This is a genomic window from Paraburkholderia sp. RL18-085-BIA-A (assembly GCF_046027075.1).
Taxonomy (GTDB): Bacteria; Pseudomonadota; Gammaproteobacteria; order Burkholderiales; family Burkholderiaceae; genus Paraburkholderia.
This window is the reverse complement of the sequence record NZ_JARESU010000005.1, coordinates 42,224-60,546: the sequence shown is the minus strand read 5'-3', so window position 1 is coordinate 60,546 and position 18,323 is coordinate 42,224. Positions and strand designations below refer to the sequence as shown.

Sequence of the window (18,323 nt, the reverse complement as noted above, 5' to 3'; positions counted from 1 at the left end):
TAAATATACAGTATTTACGCCGTTTGTCGAGCCCTATGTGCTGTTGCCTCGGCGCCTTGCTAATCGCCTACCGCGATGGCCAGCGTTTCCTTGATTTCCTCCATCACCACGTAGCTCTTCGACTGCACCGCGCCGGGCAATTGCAGAAGCATGTCGCCGAGCAGCTTTCGGTAATCCGCCATCTCGCCGATGCGCGCCTTGATCAGATAGTCGAAGTCGCCTGACACCAGATGGCATTCCAGCACCTCGGGAATCTTCTGCACTTCACGCCGGAACTGGTCGAACATATTGCCGCTCTTGTGATCCAGCGTGATCTCGACGAATACGAGCAGCGCCGCGCCGAGTTCGGCCGGGTTCACGCGCGCATGGTAGCCGGTGATCACGCCGTCGCGCTCCATCCGTTTGACCCGCTCGATGCAGGGCGTCACCGACAGTCCGACTTGCTCCGCCAGGTCCTTCATGGCCATCCGGCCGTCCTGCTGCAAAAGCCGCAGGATCTTGCGATCGAGTTTGTCGAGGGCCCGGACGGGTTGGCGCTGCGTACGCATGGTGTTCTTGCTGAAAATTCTGAAAATACAATAACAAAACCTACCTGACTGCTAATAGTATAGCGGTTAACACTGGGCGATCAGCGTTATACCTCGTGAATCGAATGAAATCGAACGAATCGACGAGCGCACCGCCCTCCAATCTCTTCTGAATTTCCTGGAGCAGCTATGCGAGTCGTCGTTTTGGGCAGTGGTGTCGTCGGGGTGACGACCGCGTATTACCTGGCGCGCGCCGGTCATGAAGTGACCGTGATCGACCGCGAGGCCGGCCCGGCGCTCGAAACCAGTTTTGCCAATGCCGGCCAGATCTCGCCGGGCTACGCGTCGCCGTGGGCCGCGCCTGGCGTTCCGCTGAAGGCCGTCAAGTGGATGTTCCAGAAACACGCGCCGCTGGCGATCCGTCTCGACGGCACGCAATTCCAGCTGCAATGGATGTGGCAGATGCTGCAGAACTGCACGGCGGCGCGTTATGCGGTGAACAAGGGCCGCATGGTGCGTCTCGCCGAATACAGCCGCGACTGCCTGCAGGCGCTGCGCGCCGATACCGGCATTCACTACGAAGGCCGCACCGGCGGCACGTTGCAGGTGTTCCGCACGCAGCAGCAATTCGAAGGCGCCGCGAAAGACATCGCCGTGCTGCAGGAAGCCAACGTGCCGTACGAACTGCTGTCGGCTGCCGAACTTGCGCAGGCCGAACCGGCGCTCGCGGCGGTGTCGCACAAGCTGACCGGCGGTTTGCGTCTGCCGGGCGACGAAACCGGCGACTGCCAGATGTTCACCACGCGCCTCGCGGCGCTGGCCGAGCAACTGGGCGTCAAGTTCCGCTACAACACGCCGATCGACGCGCTCGCGATGTCCGGCGACCGTGTCGCCGGCGTGCAATGCGGCGGCGAAATGGTGCGCGCGGATTCGTTCGTCGTCGCGCTGGGTTCGTACTCGACGCAGTTCCTGGCGGGTCTGGTGAAAATTCCGGTCTATCCGCTCAAGGGTTATTCGATCACCGCGCCGATCGTCGACGAAGCGGCGGCTCCCGTGTCCACCGTGCTCGACGAAACCTACAAGATCGCGATCACGCGCTTTGACAACCGGATCCGGGTCGGCGGGATGGCGGAGATCGTCGGCTTCGACAAGTCGTTGCGCAAGGCGCGCCGCGCAACGCTGGAACTGTGCGTGAACGACCTGTTCCCCGGCGGCGGTGACACATCGAAGGCCACGTTCTGGACCGGTCTGCGCCCGATGACACCGGACGGCACGCCGATCGTCGGCCGCACGCCGGTCCCGAACCTGTTCCTGAACACGGGCCACGGCACGCTCGGCTGGACCATGTCGTGCGGCTCGGGCCAGTTGCTGGCCGACGTGATGTCGGGCAAACAGCCCGCCATCAAGGCGGATGACCTGTCGGTGCATCGCTATCTCGGCGAGACCGGCGGTGCGCATCGTCCGGCTTACGCGTAAGACTGAACGCCGGGCGCCCCGCGCCTGGCAAACCCGTACATTGGCCAAGCTCCCGGTCGAACTCACGCAACCATGAAAAACGGCGCCTCACTTCACACGCGGCGCCGTTTGTTTTCATGCCGCGGCAACGAGCCGCGAGCGTTGCGTCAAAACTGATCGTCCGACAAAGCCAGCACGCTCTCCCCACCCTTCGCGCTGACAATCGACGCTTCGAGCGCCGACGCCTGCGGCAGCACATGCTCTGCATAAAACTGCGCGGTCGCGATCTTCGCGCCGTAGAACGACGGATCTTCGTCGCGCTTCTGAGCTGCGACGAGCAGCGCACGCGCCATCTGCCAGCCGCCCAGCACGATGCCCGCGAGCTTCAGATACGGCACGCTGCCGGCAAACACCGCGTTCGGATCGCCCTTCGTATTCGCGACGACGAAATCCACCGCCGCGCTTAGCGAACGATGGCCCTGCGCCAGATACTTCTTCATCGAGTCGAATGCCGGGCCTTGCTGCGAACCAAGTGCGTCGACCGTTGCGGCGACGTCGGCGAGCAGCGACTTCGCGACCTTGCCGCCATCGCGCACGGTCTTGCGGCCGATCAGGTCGTTGGCCTGAATCGCGGTCGTGCCTTCGTAGATCGGCAGAATGCGTGCGTCGCGGTAGTACTGCGCGGCGCCGGTTTCTTCGATGAAGCCCATCCCGCCATGCACTTGCACGCCCAGGCTCGTGACGTCGATCGACAGTTCCGTGCTCCAGCCCTTCACGATCGGCACGAGGAATTCGTAGAGCGCCTGATGCCCGGCGCGCTGCGCTTCGTCCGGATGACGGTGCGCGATATCGCAGTGAGCCGCCGCGACGTACGCGAGCGCACGCGACGCCTCGGTGAGCCCGCGCATCGTCGCGAGCATGCGGCGCACGTCAGGATGCTGGATGATCGCGACCGACTGCTTCGCGGAACCATCCACGGGACGGCTCTGCACGCGGTCTTTCGCATACGCGACCGCCTTCTGATACGCGCGATCCGAAATACCGACGCCCTGCATGCCGACCGCGAAACGCGCCGCGTTCATCATGATGAACATATACTCGAGACCGCGATTTTCTTCACCGATCAGATGACCGATCGCACCGCCGTGGTCGCCGAACTGCAGCACCGCGGTCGGGCTCGCCTTGATGCCGAGCTTGTGTTCGATCGACACGCAATGCACGTCGTTACGCTCACCGAGCGAACCGTCCTGGTTGACGAGAAACTTCGGCACGATGAAGAGCGAAATGCCCTTCACGCCTTCAGGCGCATTCGGCGTGCGCGCCAGCACGAGATGGGCGATGTTCTTCGCCATGTCGTGCTCGCCCCACGTGATGAAAATCTTCGTGCCGAACAGCTTGAACGAGCCGTCGCCCTGCGGTTCGGCGCGCGTGCGCACCAGCGCTAGATCAGAGCCGGCCTGCGGCTCGGTGAGATTCATCGTGCCGGTCCACTCGCCGGAAATCAGCTTCGGGACATAGGTCTGTTTTTGCGCTTCGCTGCCGGCGGTCAGCAGCGCTTCGATCGCGCCGTCGGTCAGCAGCGGACACAGCGCGAACGACAGGTTCGACGCGTTGAGCATTTCGATGCAAGGCGTCGCGATCAGCTTGGGCAGGCCCTGACCTTCGTAGTCGAGCGGATGCTGCACGCCTTGCCAGCCGCCTTCGCCGAACTGGCGGAAAGCTTCCTTGAAACCCGGAGTCGCGGTGACTACGCCGTCTTTCCAGCTGCTCGGATTGCGATCACCTTCGACGTTCAGCGGCGCCAGTACTTCACCGCACAGTTTCGCCGACTCGGCGAGCACGGCCTGAGCCGTGTCGAGGTTGGCGTCCTCGAATCCGGGCAGCGTCGCGATATCTTCGAGACCGGCCAGTTCCTTCATCACGAACAGCATGTCCTTGATCGGCGCCGTGTAGCTCATTTTCGTTCTCCTCCTGCCTTGATAAAAAAAGGGCGCTGGACTCGTTCGGTCCTGCGCCCTTCGTGTGCTGCCAAACGCCTTTTACCCGGCGCTGCGGCGCTACGGCGATTAGCCGAGTTCGTTGACGAGTTCAGGCACGAGCGTGAACAGATCGCCGACCAGACCGTAATCGGCGACGCTGAAGATCGGCGCTTCCGCATCCTTGTTGATCGCGACGATCACCTTCGAATCCTTCATGCCGGCCAGATGCTGGATCGCGCCTGAGATGCCCACCGCGATGTACAACTGCGGCGCGACGATCTTGCCGGTCTGGCCAACCTGATAGTCGTTCGGCACGAAGCCCGCATCCACTGCGGCCCGCGATGCGCCGAGCGCTGCGTTCAGCTTGTCGGCCAGCGGCTCCAGAACCTTGGTGTAGTTCTCGCCGTTGCCCAGACCACGGCCACCCGACACGATGACCTTCGCCGAGGTCAGTTCCGGACGGTCCAGCTTCGTCACTTCACGGCTCACGAACTGCGAAATTCCGCTGTCCGCTGCGGCTTCGATTTTTTCCACCGATGCGCTGCCGCCAACGGCTGCCACTGCGTCGAAACCGGTCGAACGCACCGTGATGACCTTGATCGGGTCAGCCGATTGCACCGTCGCGATGGCGTTGCCCGCATAGATCGGGCGCTCGAACGTGTCGGCGCTGTCCACTGCGGTGATGTCGCTGATCTGCGCGACGTCGAGCTTCGCGGCGATACGCGGCGTGATGTTCTTGCCGTACGCGGTCGCCGGCGCGAGGATGTGCGAGTAATCCTTCGCGATGTTCATCACGGTCGCTGTGACGTTTTCCGCGAGGCCCGCTTCGAGTTGCGGCGCGTCGGCCAGCAACACCTTCGACACGCCTGCAATCTTCGCTGCCGCATCGGCTGCGGCTTGCGCGTTGTGACCCGCCACCAGCACGTGAATATCACCGCCGATCTTCTGCGCCGCTGCAATCGTGTTCAGCGTCGCGGCCTTGATCGACGCGTTGTCGTGTTCTGCAATTACCAGATTCGTCATTTCGTCCGTCTCCCTCACAGCACCTTGGCTTCGTTCTTCAGCTTCTCGACCAGCGTCTTCACATCCGGCACCATCACACCGGCGGAGCGCTTCGGCGGCTCGACGACTTTCAGCGTCTTCAGACGCGGCGTGACATCCACGCCGAGGTCTTCCGGCTTGATCGTTTCGAGCGGCTTTTTCTTCGCCTTCATGATGTTCGGCAGCGTCACGTAGCGCGGCTCGTTCAGGCGCAGATCGGTGGTGACCACGGCGGGCAGCGTCAGCGACAGCGTTTCGGCGCCGCCGTCCACTTCGCGCGACACGGTCGCTTTACCGTCAGCAACGACCACCTTCGACGCAAACGTTGCTTGCGGCAGGTTGGCCAGCGCGGCGAGCATCTGGCCGGTCTGGTTCGAGTCGTCGTCGATGGCCTGCTTGCCGAGAATCACCAGCTGCGGCTGTTCCTTGTCGACCAGCGCCTTCAGCAGCTTCGCAACTGCCAGCGGCTGCAGGTCTTCACCGGACTCGATCAGGATTGCCCGATCCGCGCCGATCGCCAGCGCTGTACGCAGCGTTTCCTGCGCCTGCGTGACACCGCAAGACACTGCGATCACTTCAGTCGCCACGCCGGCTTCCTTCAGACGCACCGCCTCTTCCACCGCGATTTCGTCGAACGGATTCATCGACATCTTCACGTTCGCAATGTCGACACCCGTGCCATCCGATTTGACGCGGACTTTCACGTTGTAGTCGACCACTCTTTTGACTGGCACCAGGATTTTCATGCACACGCTCCAAAGTTACGAATACGTCAACCCAACGGACATTATAGCGACTGCCCTTATGGCAGCCGTCGTCGCGGGCGCTTTACCACGAGGATATCGCTCCTCATCAGCGTGACGGCAATATCGAACGATCGTTCTATTTTAATCTCGAAAAAACCCGGGTGGCAACCCCGGGTTATAACCTACGTCTCTAATTCGCCATTGTCGTCGTGTCTTGCGATGTCCGAAGGCCGCCGGCTCACCACGCGGTGATCACCGACCCGCCGAATTTGCTGTCGACGAACTGCTTCACTTCCGGTGAATGATACGCCGCGACCAGCTTGGCAACCCACGGCTTGTTCCGGTCGACTTCGCGGATCGCGATGATGTTCACGTAAGGACCTTTCGGGTCTTCGATGGCGATCGCGTTCTGCTTCGGCTTCAGGCCGGCTTCCATCGCGAAGTTCGTGTTGATCGCGGCAGCGTCCACGTCGTTCAGCGAGCGCGGGATTTGCGCCGCATCGAGTTCGACGATCTTCAGCTTGCGCGGGTTGTCGACGATATCCAGCGGCGTCGCCTTCAGGCCCGCATCGGCGCGCAGCTTCAGCAGCCCCTGCTTTTGCAGCAGCAGGAGTGCCCGGCCGCCGTTGGTCGGATCGTTCGGCACCGCGATCTTCGCGCCCGGCTGCAGTTCGGCGAGCGTCTTGATCTTCTTCGAGTAGATGCCCATCGGGTACGTGACCGTGTCCGCGATGCGGATCAGCTTGTAGCCGCGATCCTTCACCTGCGCCTGCAAGTACGGGTCGTGCTGGTAGCTGTTTGCATCCAGATCGCCGCCGGCTAGCGCCGCGTTCGGCTGCACATAGTCGGAGAATTCGACGATCTTGATGTTCAGACCATTCTTCGCCGCGACCGTCTTCACGACGTCCATGATCTGCGCGTGCGGACCGCCGGTGACGCCGACCTTGATCGTGTCCTCGGCGTGCGCAGCGGTGGCGAACAGCGAGACAGCGCCTGATGTGACAACAAGCGCGGCGGCCAGTTTGAGAATGAAACGACGTTGCATGATGGACCTCTTGCGAATCTGCCGATTCTGTTAGCGGGTTCCGATGACCCTTGTTTATTTATGGCTCAACCGACGCACGAGCCAATCCCCGAACGACTGCACCAGCTGCACGAAGACGATCAGGATCACCACGACCGTCAACATCACTTCCGGCAGAAAACGCTGATACCCATAGCGGATGCCGAGATCGCCCAGCCCGCCGCCGCCGATCGCGCCGGCCATCGCCGAATAGCCGACCAGCGACACGAAGGTGATCGTCAACCCGGCGACCACGCCCGGCAGCGATTCCGGCAGCAGCACCTTGAACACGATCTGCGCGGTGGTCGCGCCCATCGCCTGCGCCGCTTCGATCAAGCCGCGATCGACCTCGCGCAGCGCGGTCTCGACCAGACGCGCGATGAACGGCGCGGCGGCGATCGTCAGCGGCACGACTGCGGCCGCCGTTCCGATTGACGAACCCACCACGAGGCGCGTGAACGGAATCACCGCCACCAGCAGGATGATGAACGGCGTCGAACGGACCGCATTGACGATCACACCCATCACGCGATTCACCGCGACGTTCTCCAGCACGCCCTGCCGATCCGTCAGATACAGCAGCACGCCGAGCGGCAATCCCACCAATGCGCCGACCAGTCCGGAAATGCCCACCATCACGAGCGTTTCCCAGAACGACTGGACGAACATATCGAACATTTCACTCAACATGCGAGAGCTCCTCCACCACCACACCCTGTTCGCGCAGATACGTCAGCGCCTGCGCCACCTTCGCCGGTTCGCCGCCCGCGAGCACCGCGAGCGAGCCGAACGCCTGCCCCTGGATCTCGTCGATCTGGCCGTGCAGGATGTTGAAGTCGAGTTCGTAGCGGCGAATCGTCTCCGACAGAATCGGCTGATCGACACCCGAGCCCGTGAAGGCGAGACGCAGCAAGTGGCCGCTGCCGGTCTTCAGGCGAAGCGCCACGCGCGCCTTCATCGCGGGCGGCAATTCCTGCGCGATCACGTCGCCGATCAGCGCGCGCGTGACTTCATGATGCGGCTGCAGGAACACGTCGATCACCTTGCCCTCTTCGACCACCCGGCCCGCGTCCAGCACCGCGACGCGGTCGCAGACCTGCTTGATCACGTCCATCTGGTGCGTGATTAGCACGATCGTCAGGTTCAGTTCGCGATTGATGCGCTTGAGCAGATCGAGGATCGCCCGCGTGGTCTCGGGGTCGAGCGCGGAGGTGGCTTCGTCGGACAGCAGTACTTTCGGCTTGCTCGCCAGCGCGCGCGCAATGCCCACGCGCTGCTTCTGGCCGCCGCTGATCTGCGCCGGATAGCGGTCCTTCTGCGCCGACAGGCCGACCAGGTCGAGCAGCGGCAACACGTTCGCCTCGATTTCGTCGCGCTTCATGCCGGCCAGCTCGAGCGGCAGCGCGACGTTCTCGTAGACCGTGCGTGACGACAGCAGGTTGAAGTGCTGGAAGATCATGCCAATCTCGCGGCGCGCCTCGCGCAATTGCGCGGCGGGCAGCGTGGTCAGATCGCGGCCGTTGACGACGATATTGCCTTCGGACGGGCGCGTCAGCAGGTTGATGGTGCGCACGAGCGTACTTTTGCCCGCGCCGCTGCGGCCGATGATGCCGAACACCTCGCCCGCCGGGATCGACAGATTGACGTTGTGCAGCGCCTCGACCCAGCCCCGGGGCCCGGCGAACCGCTGGGAGATATTGCGTATTTCGATCATGGAAAAACGAAACGGCGGAGTCTGCCGACGAGCGTTGTGCGCTCCCGACAAGCGGCCGCCGTTGCTTTTATTGGGATTTGAGGCCGCAATTCTACCGCAGCGTTGTCATTCCCTTTAATAATCAATTACGATCTTTTCATAACCTATGAGTATTAGAGGGGCGGCTGGTGCGAGACGCTCGCGCGCGAAGCCTAGCTGCGTCTATGATCGGGCGACACAAAATCAGGACGGGCCGCAGCCATGAAAACATCCCCAAGTCACCACGTGCGCGCAAGCGGCGGCAACCAGGACACTGGCGCGCAGGCGCGCTCTTCGGTCACGACCGCCGACGGCGTGAGCTTGCCGCTATACCGCTGGCCGGCCATCGGGCCGGCGCGCGCGACGGTCGCGCTGCTGCACGGACTGGCCGAGCACGCCGGTCGCTATGCGGCACTGGCCGGCCGGCTGAACGCGGCCGGCATCGAACTGGTGGCGATCGATCTGCGCGGCCATGGACACGCGCCCGGCAAGCGGGCCTACGTGAAACGTTTCGACGACTATCTGCTAGACGCGCAAGCTTTGCTCGACGCCGCCGCGCAAAGCTGCGCCCCGCTCTTTCTGCTGGGACACAGCATGGGCGGCGCGGTGGCCGCGCTGTATGCGATCGAGCGTCTCGACGCGACCGGGCGCCGGTTGAGCGGCCTGATCCTGTCGAGCCCGGCTCTCGCTCCCGGGCGCGACGTGCCGCGCTGGATGCTTGCGATGAGCCAGGTAATCAGCCGTGTCTATCCCAGCTTTCCGGCGATGAAAATCGACGCCGCGTTGCTATCGCGTCTTCAACCGGTGGTGAATGCCAATCGCAACGACCCGCTCGTGCATCACGGCGCGATTCCGGCGCGCACCGGCGCGCAACTGCTGCTGGCGATGGCGCGGATCGAGCGTGGCCGTGCGGGGCTGCGCATGCCGCTGCTGGTGTATCACGGCACCGCCGACAAACTCACCGAGCCCGAAGGCAGCCGTGCATTCGGGCAGCATGCGGGGTCGCCGGACAAGACGCTGACGCTGCACGAAGGCAGCTATCACGAGACGATGAACGATCTCGACCGAGATCGGGTGATCGGGGCGCTGATCGACTGGATTGAAAAGCGCGCGGTTGGACGTTGAGCGCGGCTGTTGCAGCCGCCTAGCGCTTCCACTCCGGCGCGCGCTTGTCGATAAACGCCTGCACGCCTTCGAGCGCCGAGTCGTCCATCATGTTGCAGGCCATCGTCTGGCCAGCAAGCTGGTAAGCCGCCTCGATGCCCATTTCAAGCTGCCGATAGAAGAGGCCCTTGCCGGCACTCACCGCTTCGACGGGTTTCGCGCAGATGCTGGCCGCGAGTTGCGCCAGCTCCGAGTCGAGCGCGTCGGCCGGAACCACGCGGTTCACCAGGCCTTGCCGCTTCGCTTCGGCGGCGTCGATGAAGTCGCCGGTAAGCAGCATTTCCAGCGCCGCCTTGCGCGACAGGTTGCGCGACAGCGGCACCGAAGGCGTCGCGCAGAAGAGCCCGAGGTTCACGCCCGACACAGCGAAACGCGCGGAGTCCGCCGCGACCGCCAGATCGCACATCGCGACCAGCTGGCAGCCGGCCGCCGTCGCAATGCCCTGCACTCGCGCGATCACCGGTTGCGGCAGGCGCTGGATCGTCATCATCAGCTTCGTGCAGCGGGCGAACAACTGTTGGTAATAAACCAGCGACGGCGCCGCGCGCATTTCCTTCAGATCGTGGCCCGCGCAGAACGCCCGCCCCGCGCCGGCAATCACGACCACGCGCGCCGGCGACCGCGCGATCTCCGTCAACGCGCTCTGCAGCTCGTCGAGCAGCGCCTCGGAGAGCGCGTTGAACGCGTCGGGCCGGTTCATCGTCAGCAGCACGACGCCCGGCACCCGATACGCATCGTGTTCGATCTCGATCAGTGAAGCGCTGCGCGCATCGGCATTCATGGCCCGCTCCTCATTGCGTTGTGCAAATGCAGCCCGGAGGCGCGGCAAACTCAGATGCCGGCCAGCGAGCGCACGTGCGCGACCACGCTGCGTCCGAGCGCCGACAGGTTGTAGCCGCCCTCGAGACAACTGACTATCCGGCCACGCGCATAGCGTTTCGCGATCTCGCGCATCTGGTCGGTGATCCACGCGTAGTCGTCTTCGACGAGGCCCATGTTGCCGAGGTCGTCTTCGCGATGCGCGTCGAAGCCTGCCGAAATGAACAGCATTTCCGGCTTGAATTCGTGCAGGCGCGGCAGCCACAGTATGTCCACCGCCTCGCGCACCTCCATGCCTTTCGAACGCGCCGGCATCGGTACGTTGCACATGTTGGGCGCCTGATTGTCCGCGCCGGTGAACGGATAGAACGGATGCTGGAAGATGCTGCACATCAGCACGCGCGAGTCGCCCGAAAAAGCCGCTTCGGTGCCGTTGCCGTGATGCACGTCGAAGTCGATGATCGCGACGCGCTGCAGCCCGTGCACGTCGAGCGCGTGGCGTGCAGCAATCGCGACGTTGTTGAAGAAGCAGAAACCCATCGCACGAGCCGGCTCCGCATGGTGGCCGGGTGGTCGAACGCTGCAGAACGCGTTGTCGTAGCGGCCTTCGATCACCGCGTCCGTGGCCGCCACCGCGGCGCCCGCCGCGCGCAACGCGGCTTGCAAGCTATGCGGATTCATTGACGTATCGGGGTCGATTTCAGCGCTCCCTTCGACGGGCGATCGACTGCGGATGTAATCGATATGCGCCTGCGTATGCACGCGCAGCAGCGCGGCGTCATCGGCGAGCGGCGGCGACTCGCGCTCGATCAGCGAGTCGATGCGGCTCGCGATCAGTTGATCTTCGATCGCCTGCAGGCGCGCGGGGCATTCGGGATGCCACTGCCCCATATCGTGCAGCATGCAGTCGGCGTGGGAATAGAAGCCTGTTGCCATGGTTTTCTTCTGCGGCGCGGCGCCTTCGAAGCGCGCGCAGCGTGTCTCCTTCCAGGGGCGCGCGCCCTCGGCGCGCCAACATTTATCAACTTACCACACGATGCCGCTGTGGCGCGTCGCGCATGGTTTTGCAGAAGGCGTCGGGTATACTGCCCCATCCGTTTTTCGCTGTCTTTTTCCTTGTCTCCCACGCACCACGTTCCTCGCTCACTATGACCGTCAAGCTTGCTCTGTCCGCACGAAACCGGCTTCGCATCAGCACGCTGGCCGCCTCACTGTCCGTCGCATCGTGCATGTTCATGGCAACCAGTCCGGCGCTCGCGCAAAACATCGGCAAGAAGCCGCCGGTGCTGGTCGCGCAAAGTCAGCCGCAGCCGGCCGTGCCGCAAGGGCAAACGTTCGAGGAAGAAATCATTCCGCAGCGTTACGCGAACAATCCGAACGTGGACGCCTTCATCAACGACATGGTCGCGCGCTACGACTTCGACGAGTCCGCGCTGCATGCGCTGTTCTCCGGCGTCAGCTATTCGGCGACCGCGGTCAAGCTCGTGACGCCGTCGCCGTCGCCGACAGTGAAGAACTGGCGCGTGTATCAGTCGCGCTTTCTCGACCCGGTTCGCATCAATGCCGGCGTGCGCTTCTGGCGCGAGAACCAGGCCACGCTGCAACGCGCATACGAAGAGTTCGGCGTGCCGCCGGAAGTGATCGTCGGCATCATCGGCGTGGAGACGATTTACGGCCGTTTCATGGGCAACTTCCGCGTGCTCGACGCGCTGACCACGCTGAGCTTCGACTACCCGAACACCGCCAATCGCGGCGATCGCCAGGCGACCTTCCGCAAGAATCTCGAAGACTATCTGGTGTGGACGCGCGACGCGCAGATCGATCCGACCACAGTACTCGGCTCCTATACCGGTGCGATCGGCATCCCGCAGTTCCTGCCGAGCAGCATCGTGCAGTACGCGGTGAGCTACGACGGCAAAAAACAGATCGACCTGCGCACGAGCGAGGCGGACGCGATCGGCAGTGTGGCCAACTATCTGCGCCAGAACGGCTGGGAAAGCGGCCGGCCGGTGGTGTGGCGGATCGGCTCGGATGCCGGCAGCCTGGGCGTCGCACAAGCCGCCGCCGACGGCCAGCCGGAACCGCACTGGCCGCTCGAACAGCTGCTGCGCGCTGGACTGTTGCTGAACGAACCGGGCGTGGATGTCGCGGCGGAAGCCGGCACGCCGGTGACAGTGGTGGATTTGCCGTCGCCGGGACGCGGCACCGAGTTCAAGCTGGGATTGAAGAACTTCTACGTGCTGACGCGCTATAACCGCAGCTTCTTTTATGCGCTCGCGGTGTATCAGTTGGGCCAGCGGGTCAAAGCGCAGATGGAAGCAAGCGATGCGGCGAATGCCGTCAATAACGCGGCGCCGTCGAACGGGGCTTCGCAATGAGTTGTCGCGGGCGCTGAGTCCGCCTCATGCTTGAACGAAAAAAGCGACGGCCTGTTCAGAGCCGGCGCTTTTTCTTTGGCCTTCTGTTGCCAAGCGCTGCCGCTCGGCACCGTTAGGCGTCAGGCGGGAAACACCCCGGTCGACAGATAGCGGTCGCCGCGATCGCAGACGATGAACACGATCGTCGCATTCTCGACCTGGCGCGCGACACGCAGCGCCACTTCACACGCGCCGCCCGACGAGATGCCCGCGAAGATGCCTTCGACCGATGCCATGCGGCGCGCCATGGCTTCCGCGGCGGCCTGGCTCACATTCTCGACGCGATCCACGCGGCTGCGGTCGAAAATTTTCGGCAGATAGGCTTCCGGCCATTTGCGGATGCCCGGAATGCGCGAGCCTTCCTCGGGTTGCGCACCGATGATCTCGATCGCCTGATTCTGCGTTTTCAGGTACGTCGACACGCCCATGATCGTGCCGGTGGTCCCCATCGACGACACGAAGTGCGTGATGCGCCCTTCGGTGTCGCGCCAGATTTCCGGGCCCGTGCCCTCGATGTGCGAAGCCGGATTGTCCGGATTCGCGAACTGGTCGAGGATGATGCCCTTGCCCTCGCGCTGCATCTGTTCGGCCAGATCCCGCGCGTACTCCATGCCGCCCGTGACGGGCGTCAGAACGATCTGCGCGCCATAGGCCGCCATGCTCTGACGGCGTTCCACCGACAGGTCCTCCGGCATGATCAGAACCATCTTGTAGCCACGGATGGCCGCCGCCATTGCAAGCGCGATGCCGGTGTTGCCGCTGGTGGATTCGATCAGCGTGTCGCCCGGCTTGATGCGCCCACGCGCTTCCGCTTTTTTGATCATCGACAAAGCCGGCCGATCCTTCACCGACCCCGCGGGATTATTCCCTTCGAGCTTCGCAAGAATCACGTTGTTGCGGCTGCGGATCTCGTCATCGGGGAGCCGGACGAGTTGCACGAGCGGCGTATTGCCGATCGTATCTTCAATCGTTTTGTAAGCCATATCGGTTTCTGGTGCTGTCGATGCGCGGAGTCTTCAATCCAGCGATTCTAAACCACCGTGTCCGCGGCTGCCGTGCGGCCCTTCTGCCCGCATGGGTCCATGCGGGGATCGGCGCTCGCGTTCGACGCCAGCCTGACGCGCAGCAGCGATGCACAAACACGGAGTTCGGCACGCAAAAAGCCCGCGGCTGAGAACCGCGGGAGCCAGTCATCTGCATGACAGCTGAAGGAGTGTTCTTGCCACTCCGACCATGAACGGGACGACGGTCGCGGACCGCGCGCGCGGCGGGGTGCCCCACGCGCCCGGCCCGCGCCAGGCTATTTCTTCACCGCCACCGCGGTATTGCTTTTGGACGCGTCGGCCGAAACGGCCGCGCCTTTGCCCGGTGTAGCCGCCGCAACCTGCGTGTTAGCAGCCGCGCCAGCCGGACCGACAGCGAGACCCTCCGCCTGCAGGCGCTCGACGGTATGCCCGCCCATGCCTTTGACGCGTTTGCCGAGATCGGCCGGGTCCTTGAACGGGCCATGCGCTGAACGCTCGTCGAGAATGGCTTTCGCTTTGGCCGCACCGATACCCTTGATGCCGCGCAGCGCGTCCTCGTTAGCCGTGTTGACGTCGACGGCCGCATAGGCGTGGCCGAAAGCGGCGAGCATGGCCGCGGTAACCAGAGTTTTTCGAAACATATGGAATCTCCCTCGTACAACCGGCTGGCGACCATCACCAACCGGGAGATTCCAGTTTAAAGAGGGATCCGAATTAATTACACCTGGCCGAACAGCCAACGTACGTAGCGATCGACACCTTCCTGCACGCTCAAAAACGGCGCGTCGTAGCCGGCCGTGCGCAGCTTCGACTGGTCGGCTTGCGTGAAGCACTGGTATTTGCCGCGCAGCGCGTCGGGAAACGGAATGTATTCGATCAGCCCGCGCTGTACCTGATCCGCGAGCGACAGCGCCGGCTCGTTGTTCAGCGCGCGCAACGTGTTGACCACCGTGCTCGCGATGTCGTTGAAAGGCTGCGCGCGGCCGCTGCCCAGATTGAAGATGCCCGACTTGTCCGGGTTGTCGAAGAAGAACAGGTTGACCTTCACCACGTCTTCGACGGACACGAAATCGCGCGTCTGCTCGCCGGCCGCATAGCCGTTGTATTCGCCGAACAGCTTGACCTTGCCCTCGGCGCGGAACTGGTTGAAGTTGTGGAACGCGACCGACGCCATGCGCGCCTTGTGCGTTTCGCGCGGCCCGTACACGTTGAAGTAACGGAAGCCCGCAATCTGGCTCTTTGCAGCGGGCAGGACCCGGCGGATGACCTGATCGAACAGGAACTTCGAATAGCCGTACACGTTCAGCGGCTGCTCGACTTCGCGTTCTTCGACGAAACGGCTCGACCCGCCATACGTCGCCGCCGACGACGCGTACAGAAACTGAATGTTCTGTGCGAGGCAGACATCGAGCACGTCTCGGCTGTAGCGGAAGTTATTGTCCATCATGTAGCGGCCGTCGGTTTCCATCGTGTCCGAGCAGGCGCCTTCGTGGAAAATCGCGCGCACCTTGCCGAAGTCGCCGCGCCTGAAGCGCTCGACGAATTCGGTCTTGTCGAGATAGTCGTCGATTTCGCAGTCGACCAGATTCTTGAATTTGTCGGCGCGCGTGAGATTGTCGACGGCGATGATGCGTTGTTCGCCGCGCTCGTTGAGCGCCTTCACGAGATTGCTGCCGATGAAACCGGCCGCGCCGGTGACGATGAGGGTCATGATGATCCTGCGGTAATGAGCTTTGCATGGGACTGGAGTAAGCGCTAAAGCGCTAACTCCAATCGACAGGTTCAGCTGATGCCCCGCGAATCCCTTTTTCACGCGGCCCTAAGGCATGTGACCAGGGACCCTGGCGGGCCGCATCAATGAAAGAGTTCGTCGTAGTCGACGGTGGCGGTGCCGAGTTTGCCGACCACGATGCCGGCCGCGCGATTCGCGAGGCCGACCGCGTCGACCAGCGTGAGACCCGCGCCCAGCATGGCGGCGAGCGTGGCGATCACGGTATCGCCCGCACCCGAGACATCATACACTTCACGTGCGACGGCCGAAGCATGCAGGATGCCGTCGTCGGAAAAGAGCGTCATGCCCTCTTCCGAGCGCGTCAGCAGGAGCGCCTTGAACGCCAGCTCGGCGCGCAGTTTCGTCACGCGCGCAAGCAAATCCTCTTCGGATTTCCATTGACCGACGACCTCGCGCAACTCGGCGCGATTCGGCGTGATCAGCGTCGCGCCGCGATAGCGCTCCCAGTCGTCGCCCTTCGGATCGACCAGCACCGGCTTGCCGGCCGCGTGTGCTTTCGCGATCATCTGCGTGACGTGGGTCAGGCCGCCCTTCGCGTAATCGGACATCAGAATCACGTCGTGCGACGGCAGCAATTCGTCGAAGCGCGCGAGACCCGCGAGCAGCACCTCGTGCGCCGGCGAGTTTTCGAAGTCGACCCGCAGCAACTGCTGCTGACGCGACAGTACGCGCAGCTTGATCGTGGTGAGAAGCGCCGGATCCCGTTCGAGATGCGGCGTCACGCCGCTTTCGCCCAGCAACTGGACGATGCGCTCGCCGGGTTCGTCATGGCCGACCACACATAGCAGACCGACCTGCGCGCCGAGCGCGACTGCATTGCGCGCAACGTTGGCCGCCCCGCCGAGGCGGTCTTCCTGGCGCTGCACATGCACGACCGGGACCGGCGCTTCCGGCGAGATGCGGTTCACGTCGCCGAACCAGTATCGGTCGAGCATCACGTCGCCGACCACCAGCACGCGCGCCGCGCCGAGCTGGGCGCGCGGCACGACCGTGAGCTTCGGCGCCGGCGTGGCCGCGGGCGCGCCCGGCACGGCCTCAGGCATTGGCCGGAAGTTCAGAGGGTTGGGCATAAGGGCGTCCAATCGAGTGATAGTCGATGCCGAGTTCGGTCATCGCGTCCGGTTCGTACAGGTTCCGGCCGTCGAAAATCAGCGGCGACTTCAGCACCGATTTCAGATGCACGAAATCCGGACTCTTGAATTCTTTCCATTCGGTCACGATCACGAGTGCATCGGCGCCGGTGAGCGTTTCATCCTGCGTGCCGGTGAAGGTCAGACGCGCGAGCTGCTCGGGTGCCGCGTGCAGATCCATCGCGAACACGCGCTGCGCTTCCGTTACCGCGACCGGGTCGTATGCGCGCACCTGGGCACCACGCGCCAGCAGTTCGGCGATCACGCGACGGCTCGGCGCCTCGCGCATGTCGTCGGTATTCGGCTTGAACGCGAGGCCCCATACGGCGAACGTGCGGCCGCTCAGATCTTCCCCGAGTTTGGCCGTGATCTTGTTCACCAGCACGTCCTTCTGCTTGTCGTTCACTTCCTCGACCGCTTCGAGAATGCGCAGATTGTGGCCGCTCTCGCTGGCGGTGCGGATCAGCGCCTGCACGTCCTTCGGAAAACACGAGCCGCCGTAGCCGCAACCGGCATACAGGAAGTGATAGCCGATCCGCGGGTCCGAGCCAATGCCGCGACGCACCGCTTCGATGTCCGCGCCGACCCGGTCCGCCAGATTCGACATCTCGTTCATGAACGAGATGCGCGTGGCGAGCATCGCGTTGGCGGCGTATTTGGTGAACTCGGCCGAGCGCACGTCCATGTACAGCGTGCGTTCGTGATTGCGGTTGAACGGCGCGTACAGACGCTTGATCAGTTCGCGCGCGCGCTGGCCGGCTTCGTCCTCGTCGATGCCGAGCACGATGCGGTCCGGGCGCATGAAGTCGTCGACAGCCGCGCCTTCCTTCAGAAACTCGGGGTTGGATACCACCGAAAAGCGGTGCTGCGGGCTGGTCGCGAGCCCGCGTTTGGCCAGCTCTTCTTCGATCACGGCGCGCACGCGCTGCGCGGTGCCGACCGGCACGGTCGACTTGTCGACGATCACCTTGAAGCCGTTCATCGTACGGCCGATGTTGCGGGCCGCTTCCAGCACGTACTGCAGATCGGCGGAGCCGTCTTCGTCGGGCGGCGTGCCGACGGCGATGAACTGCACGTCGCCGTGCGCGACACTCGCTTCGATATCGGTCGAGAACGTGATGCGCCCGGCCGCGCGCGTACGGGCGATCATCTCCTGCAAGCCCGGCTCGTGAATCGGCACACCGCCGTTGTTGAGGATCTCGATCTTGCGCGGATCGACGTCGAGGCAGAAAACGTCGTTGCCGATCTCAGCGAGACACGCGCCAGTGACGAGGCCGACATAGCCAGTGCCGATAATGGTGATTTTCATACGTTTTCCGGTAGAGGGTTCCGGTGATGATTGCCGGTCATGAGGCCGGCGACGAACTCGCGGCGAAATCCGCCCGGGCAGGCACTAGCGCCATATGCGCGGCGCCGTGGCCGCACGCCCGAAG

Annotated in this window: 17 protein-coding genes; 3 read left to right on the top strand and 14 right to left on the bottom strand. The window is 63.5% G+C overall.

What is annotated here, in order from left to right:
- Positions 1-59: 59 nt before the first annotated feature.
- The gene (locus P0D89_RS05070; protein WP_408357230.1) at positions 60-548 is read right to left on the bottom strand and encodes an Lrp/AsnC ligand binding domain-containing protein; all 489 of its coding nucleotides are present in this window, start codon (positions 546-548) and stop codon (positions 60-62) included.
- Between the two features lie 168 nt (positions 549-716).
- On the opposite strand from P0D89_RS05070, the gene P0D89_RS05065 reads away from it, so the two are divergent.
- Entirely contained in the window at positions 717-2,003 is a 1,287-nt protein-coding gene (locus tag P0D89_RS05065) for a D-amino acid dehydrogenase (protein ID WP_408357232.1), read from the top strand.
- Positions 2,004-2,149: 146 nt separating this feature from the next.
- On the opposite strand, the gene P0D89_RS05060 is transcribed toward P0D89_RS05065, so the two are convergent.
- From P0D89_RS05060 to P0D89_RS05035, 6 genes are all read right to left on the bottom strand, one after another.
- The gene (locus P0D89_RS05060) at positions 2,150-3,940 is read right to left on the bottom strand and encodes an acyl-CoA dehydrogenase (protein WP_408357234.1); all 1,791 of its coding nucleotides are present in this window, start codon (positions 3,938-3,940) and stop codon (positions 2,150-2,152) included.
- A gap of 108 nt (positions 3,941-4,048) precedes the next feature.
- A complete protein-coding gene (locus P0D89_RS05055) occupies positions 4,049-4,984 on the bottom strand; it encodes an electron transfer flavoprotein subunit alpha/FixB family protein (protein ID WP_408357236.1) in 936 nt (311 codons plus the stop codon).
- 14 nt (positions 4,985-4,998) lie between these two features.
- Positions 4,999-5,748, bottom strand: coding sequence for an electron transfer flavoprotein subunit beta/FixA family protein (locus tag P0D89_RS05050; RefSeq protein ID WP_408357238.1), 750 nt, complete (start codon positions 5,746-5,748; stop codon positions 4,999-5,001).
- A gap of 238 nt (positions 5,749-5,986) precedes the next feature.
- Positions 5,987-6,793 carry a MetQ/NlpA family ABC transporter substrate-binding protein gene (locus tag P0D89_RS05045; RefSeq protein WP_408357240.1) on the bottom strand — a complete coding sequence of 269 codons (807 nt, stop codon included), beginning with the start codon at positions 6,791-6,793 and terminating at the stop codon, positions 5,987-5,989.
- A 54-nt stretch (positions 6,794-6,847) separates the two neighbouring features.
- Positions 6,848-7,501 carry a methionine ABC transporter permease gene (locus tag P0D89_RS05040; protein ID WP_408225918.1) on the bottom strand — a complete coding sequence of 218 codons (654 nt, stop codon included), beginning with the start codon at positions 7,499-7,501 and terminating at the stop codon, positions 6,848-6,850.
- The gene (locus P0D89_RS05035) at positions 7,491-8,525 is read right to left on the bottom strand and encodes a methionine ABC transporter ATP-binding protein (protein ID WP_408357242.1); all 1,035 of its coding nucleotides are present in this window, start codon (positions 8,523-8,525) and stop codon (positions 7,491-7,493) included. Before P0D89_RS05035 ends, P0D89_RS05040 begins: the two co-directional genes overlap by 11 nt.
- Positions 8,526-8,765: 240 nt before the next feature.
- Here P0D89_RS05035 and P0D89_RS05030 point away from each other — a divergent pair, with 240 nt between their 5' ends.
- Positions 8,766-9,668 (top strand): alpha/beta hydrolase, encoded by a 903-nt coding sequence (locus tag P0D89_RS05030; protein WP_408357245.1) that lies wholly within the window; start codon positions 8,766-8,768, stop codon positions 9,666-9,668.
- Between the two features lie 19 nt (positions 9,669-9,687).
- Here the strand turns inward: P0D89_RS05030 and P0D89_RS05025 are convergent, their stop codons facing one another.
- Both P0D89_RS05025 and P0D89_RS05020 read right to left on the bottom strand, forming a co-directional pair.
- Positions 9,688-10,488, bottom strand: a complete 801-nt coding sequence (locus P0D89_RS05025; protein ID WP_408357247.1) for an enoyl-CoA hydratase — start codon at positions 10,486-10,488, stop codon at positions 9,688-9,690.
- A 50-nt stretch (positions 10,489-10,538) separates the two neighbouring features.
- Positions 10,539-11,462: a histone deacetylase family protein gene (locus tag P0D89_RS05020; RefSeq protein WP_408357249.1), complete on the bottom strand. Its 924-nt coding sequence runs from the start codon at positions 11,460-11,462 to the stop codon at positions 10,539-10,541.
- Between the two features lie 293 nt (positions 11,463-11,755).
- Between P0D89_RS05020 and mltB the strand changes: the two genes are divergently transcribed.
- Positions 11,756-12,904 carry a lytic murein transglycosylase B gene (mltB, locus tag P0D89_RS05015; protein WP_408357251.1) on the top strand — a complete coding sequence of 383 codons (1,149 nt, stop codon included), beginning with the start codon at positions 11,756-11,758 and terminating at the stop codon, positions 12,902-12,904.
- A 119-nt stretch (positions 12,905-13,023) separates the two neighbouring features.
- On the opposite strand, the gene cysM is transcribed toward mltB, so the two are convergent.
- The 5 genes from cysM to P0D89_RS04990 all read right to left on the bottom strand — a co-directional run bounded on the left by cysM (position 13,024) and on the right by P0D89_RS04990 (position 18,199).
- Positions 13,024-13,926, bottom strand: coding sequence for a cysteine synthase CysM (cysM, locus tag P0D89_RS05010; protein ID WP_408357253.1), 903 nt, complete (start codon positions 13,924-13,926; stop codon positions 13,024-13,026).
- Positions 13,927-14,243: 317 nt separating this feature from the next.
- Complete coding sequence (locus P0D89_RS05005; RefSeq protein WP_408357255.1) at positions 14,244-14,609, bottom strand: ComEA family DNA-binding protein; 366 nt, start codon at positions 14,607-14,609, stop codon at positions 14,244-14,246.
- 77 nt (positions 14,610-14,686) lie between these two features.
- A complete protein-coding gene (gene rfaD, locus P0D89_RS05000; RefSeq protein WP_408357257.1) occupies positions 14,687-15,679 on the bottom strand; it encodes an ADP-glyceromanno-heptose 6-epimerase in 993 nt (330 codons plus the stop codon).
- Between the two features lie 143 nt (positions 15,680-15,822).
- Positions 15,823-16,830 (bottom strand): D-glycero-beta-D-manno-heptose-7-phosphate kinase, encoded by a 1,008-nt coding sequence (gene rfaE1, locus P0D89_RS04995; RefSeq protein ID WP_408357259.1) that lies wholly within the window; start codon positions 16,828-16,830, stop codon positions 15,823-15,825.
- Positions 16,796-18,199 carry a UDP-glucose dehydrogenase family protein gene (locus tag P0D89_RS04990; protein WP_408357261.1) on the bottom strand — a complete coding sequence of 468 codons (1,404 nt, stop codon included), beginning with the start codon at positions 18,197-18,199 and terminating at the stop codon, positions 16,796-16,798. The genes rfaE1 and P0D89_RS04990 overlap by 35 nt, the downstream gene beginning before the upstream one ends.
- Positions 18,200-18,323: the final 124 nt, after the last annotated feature.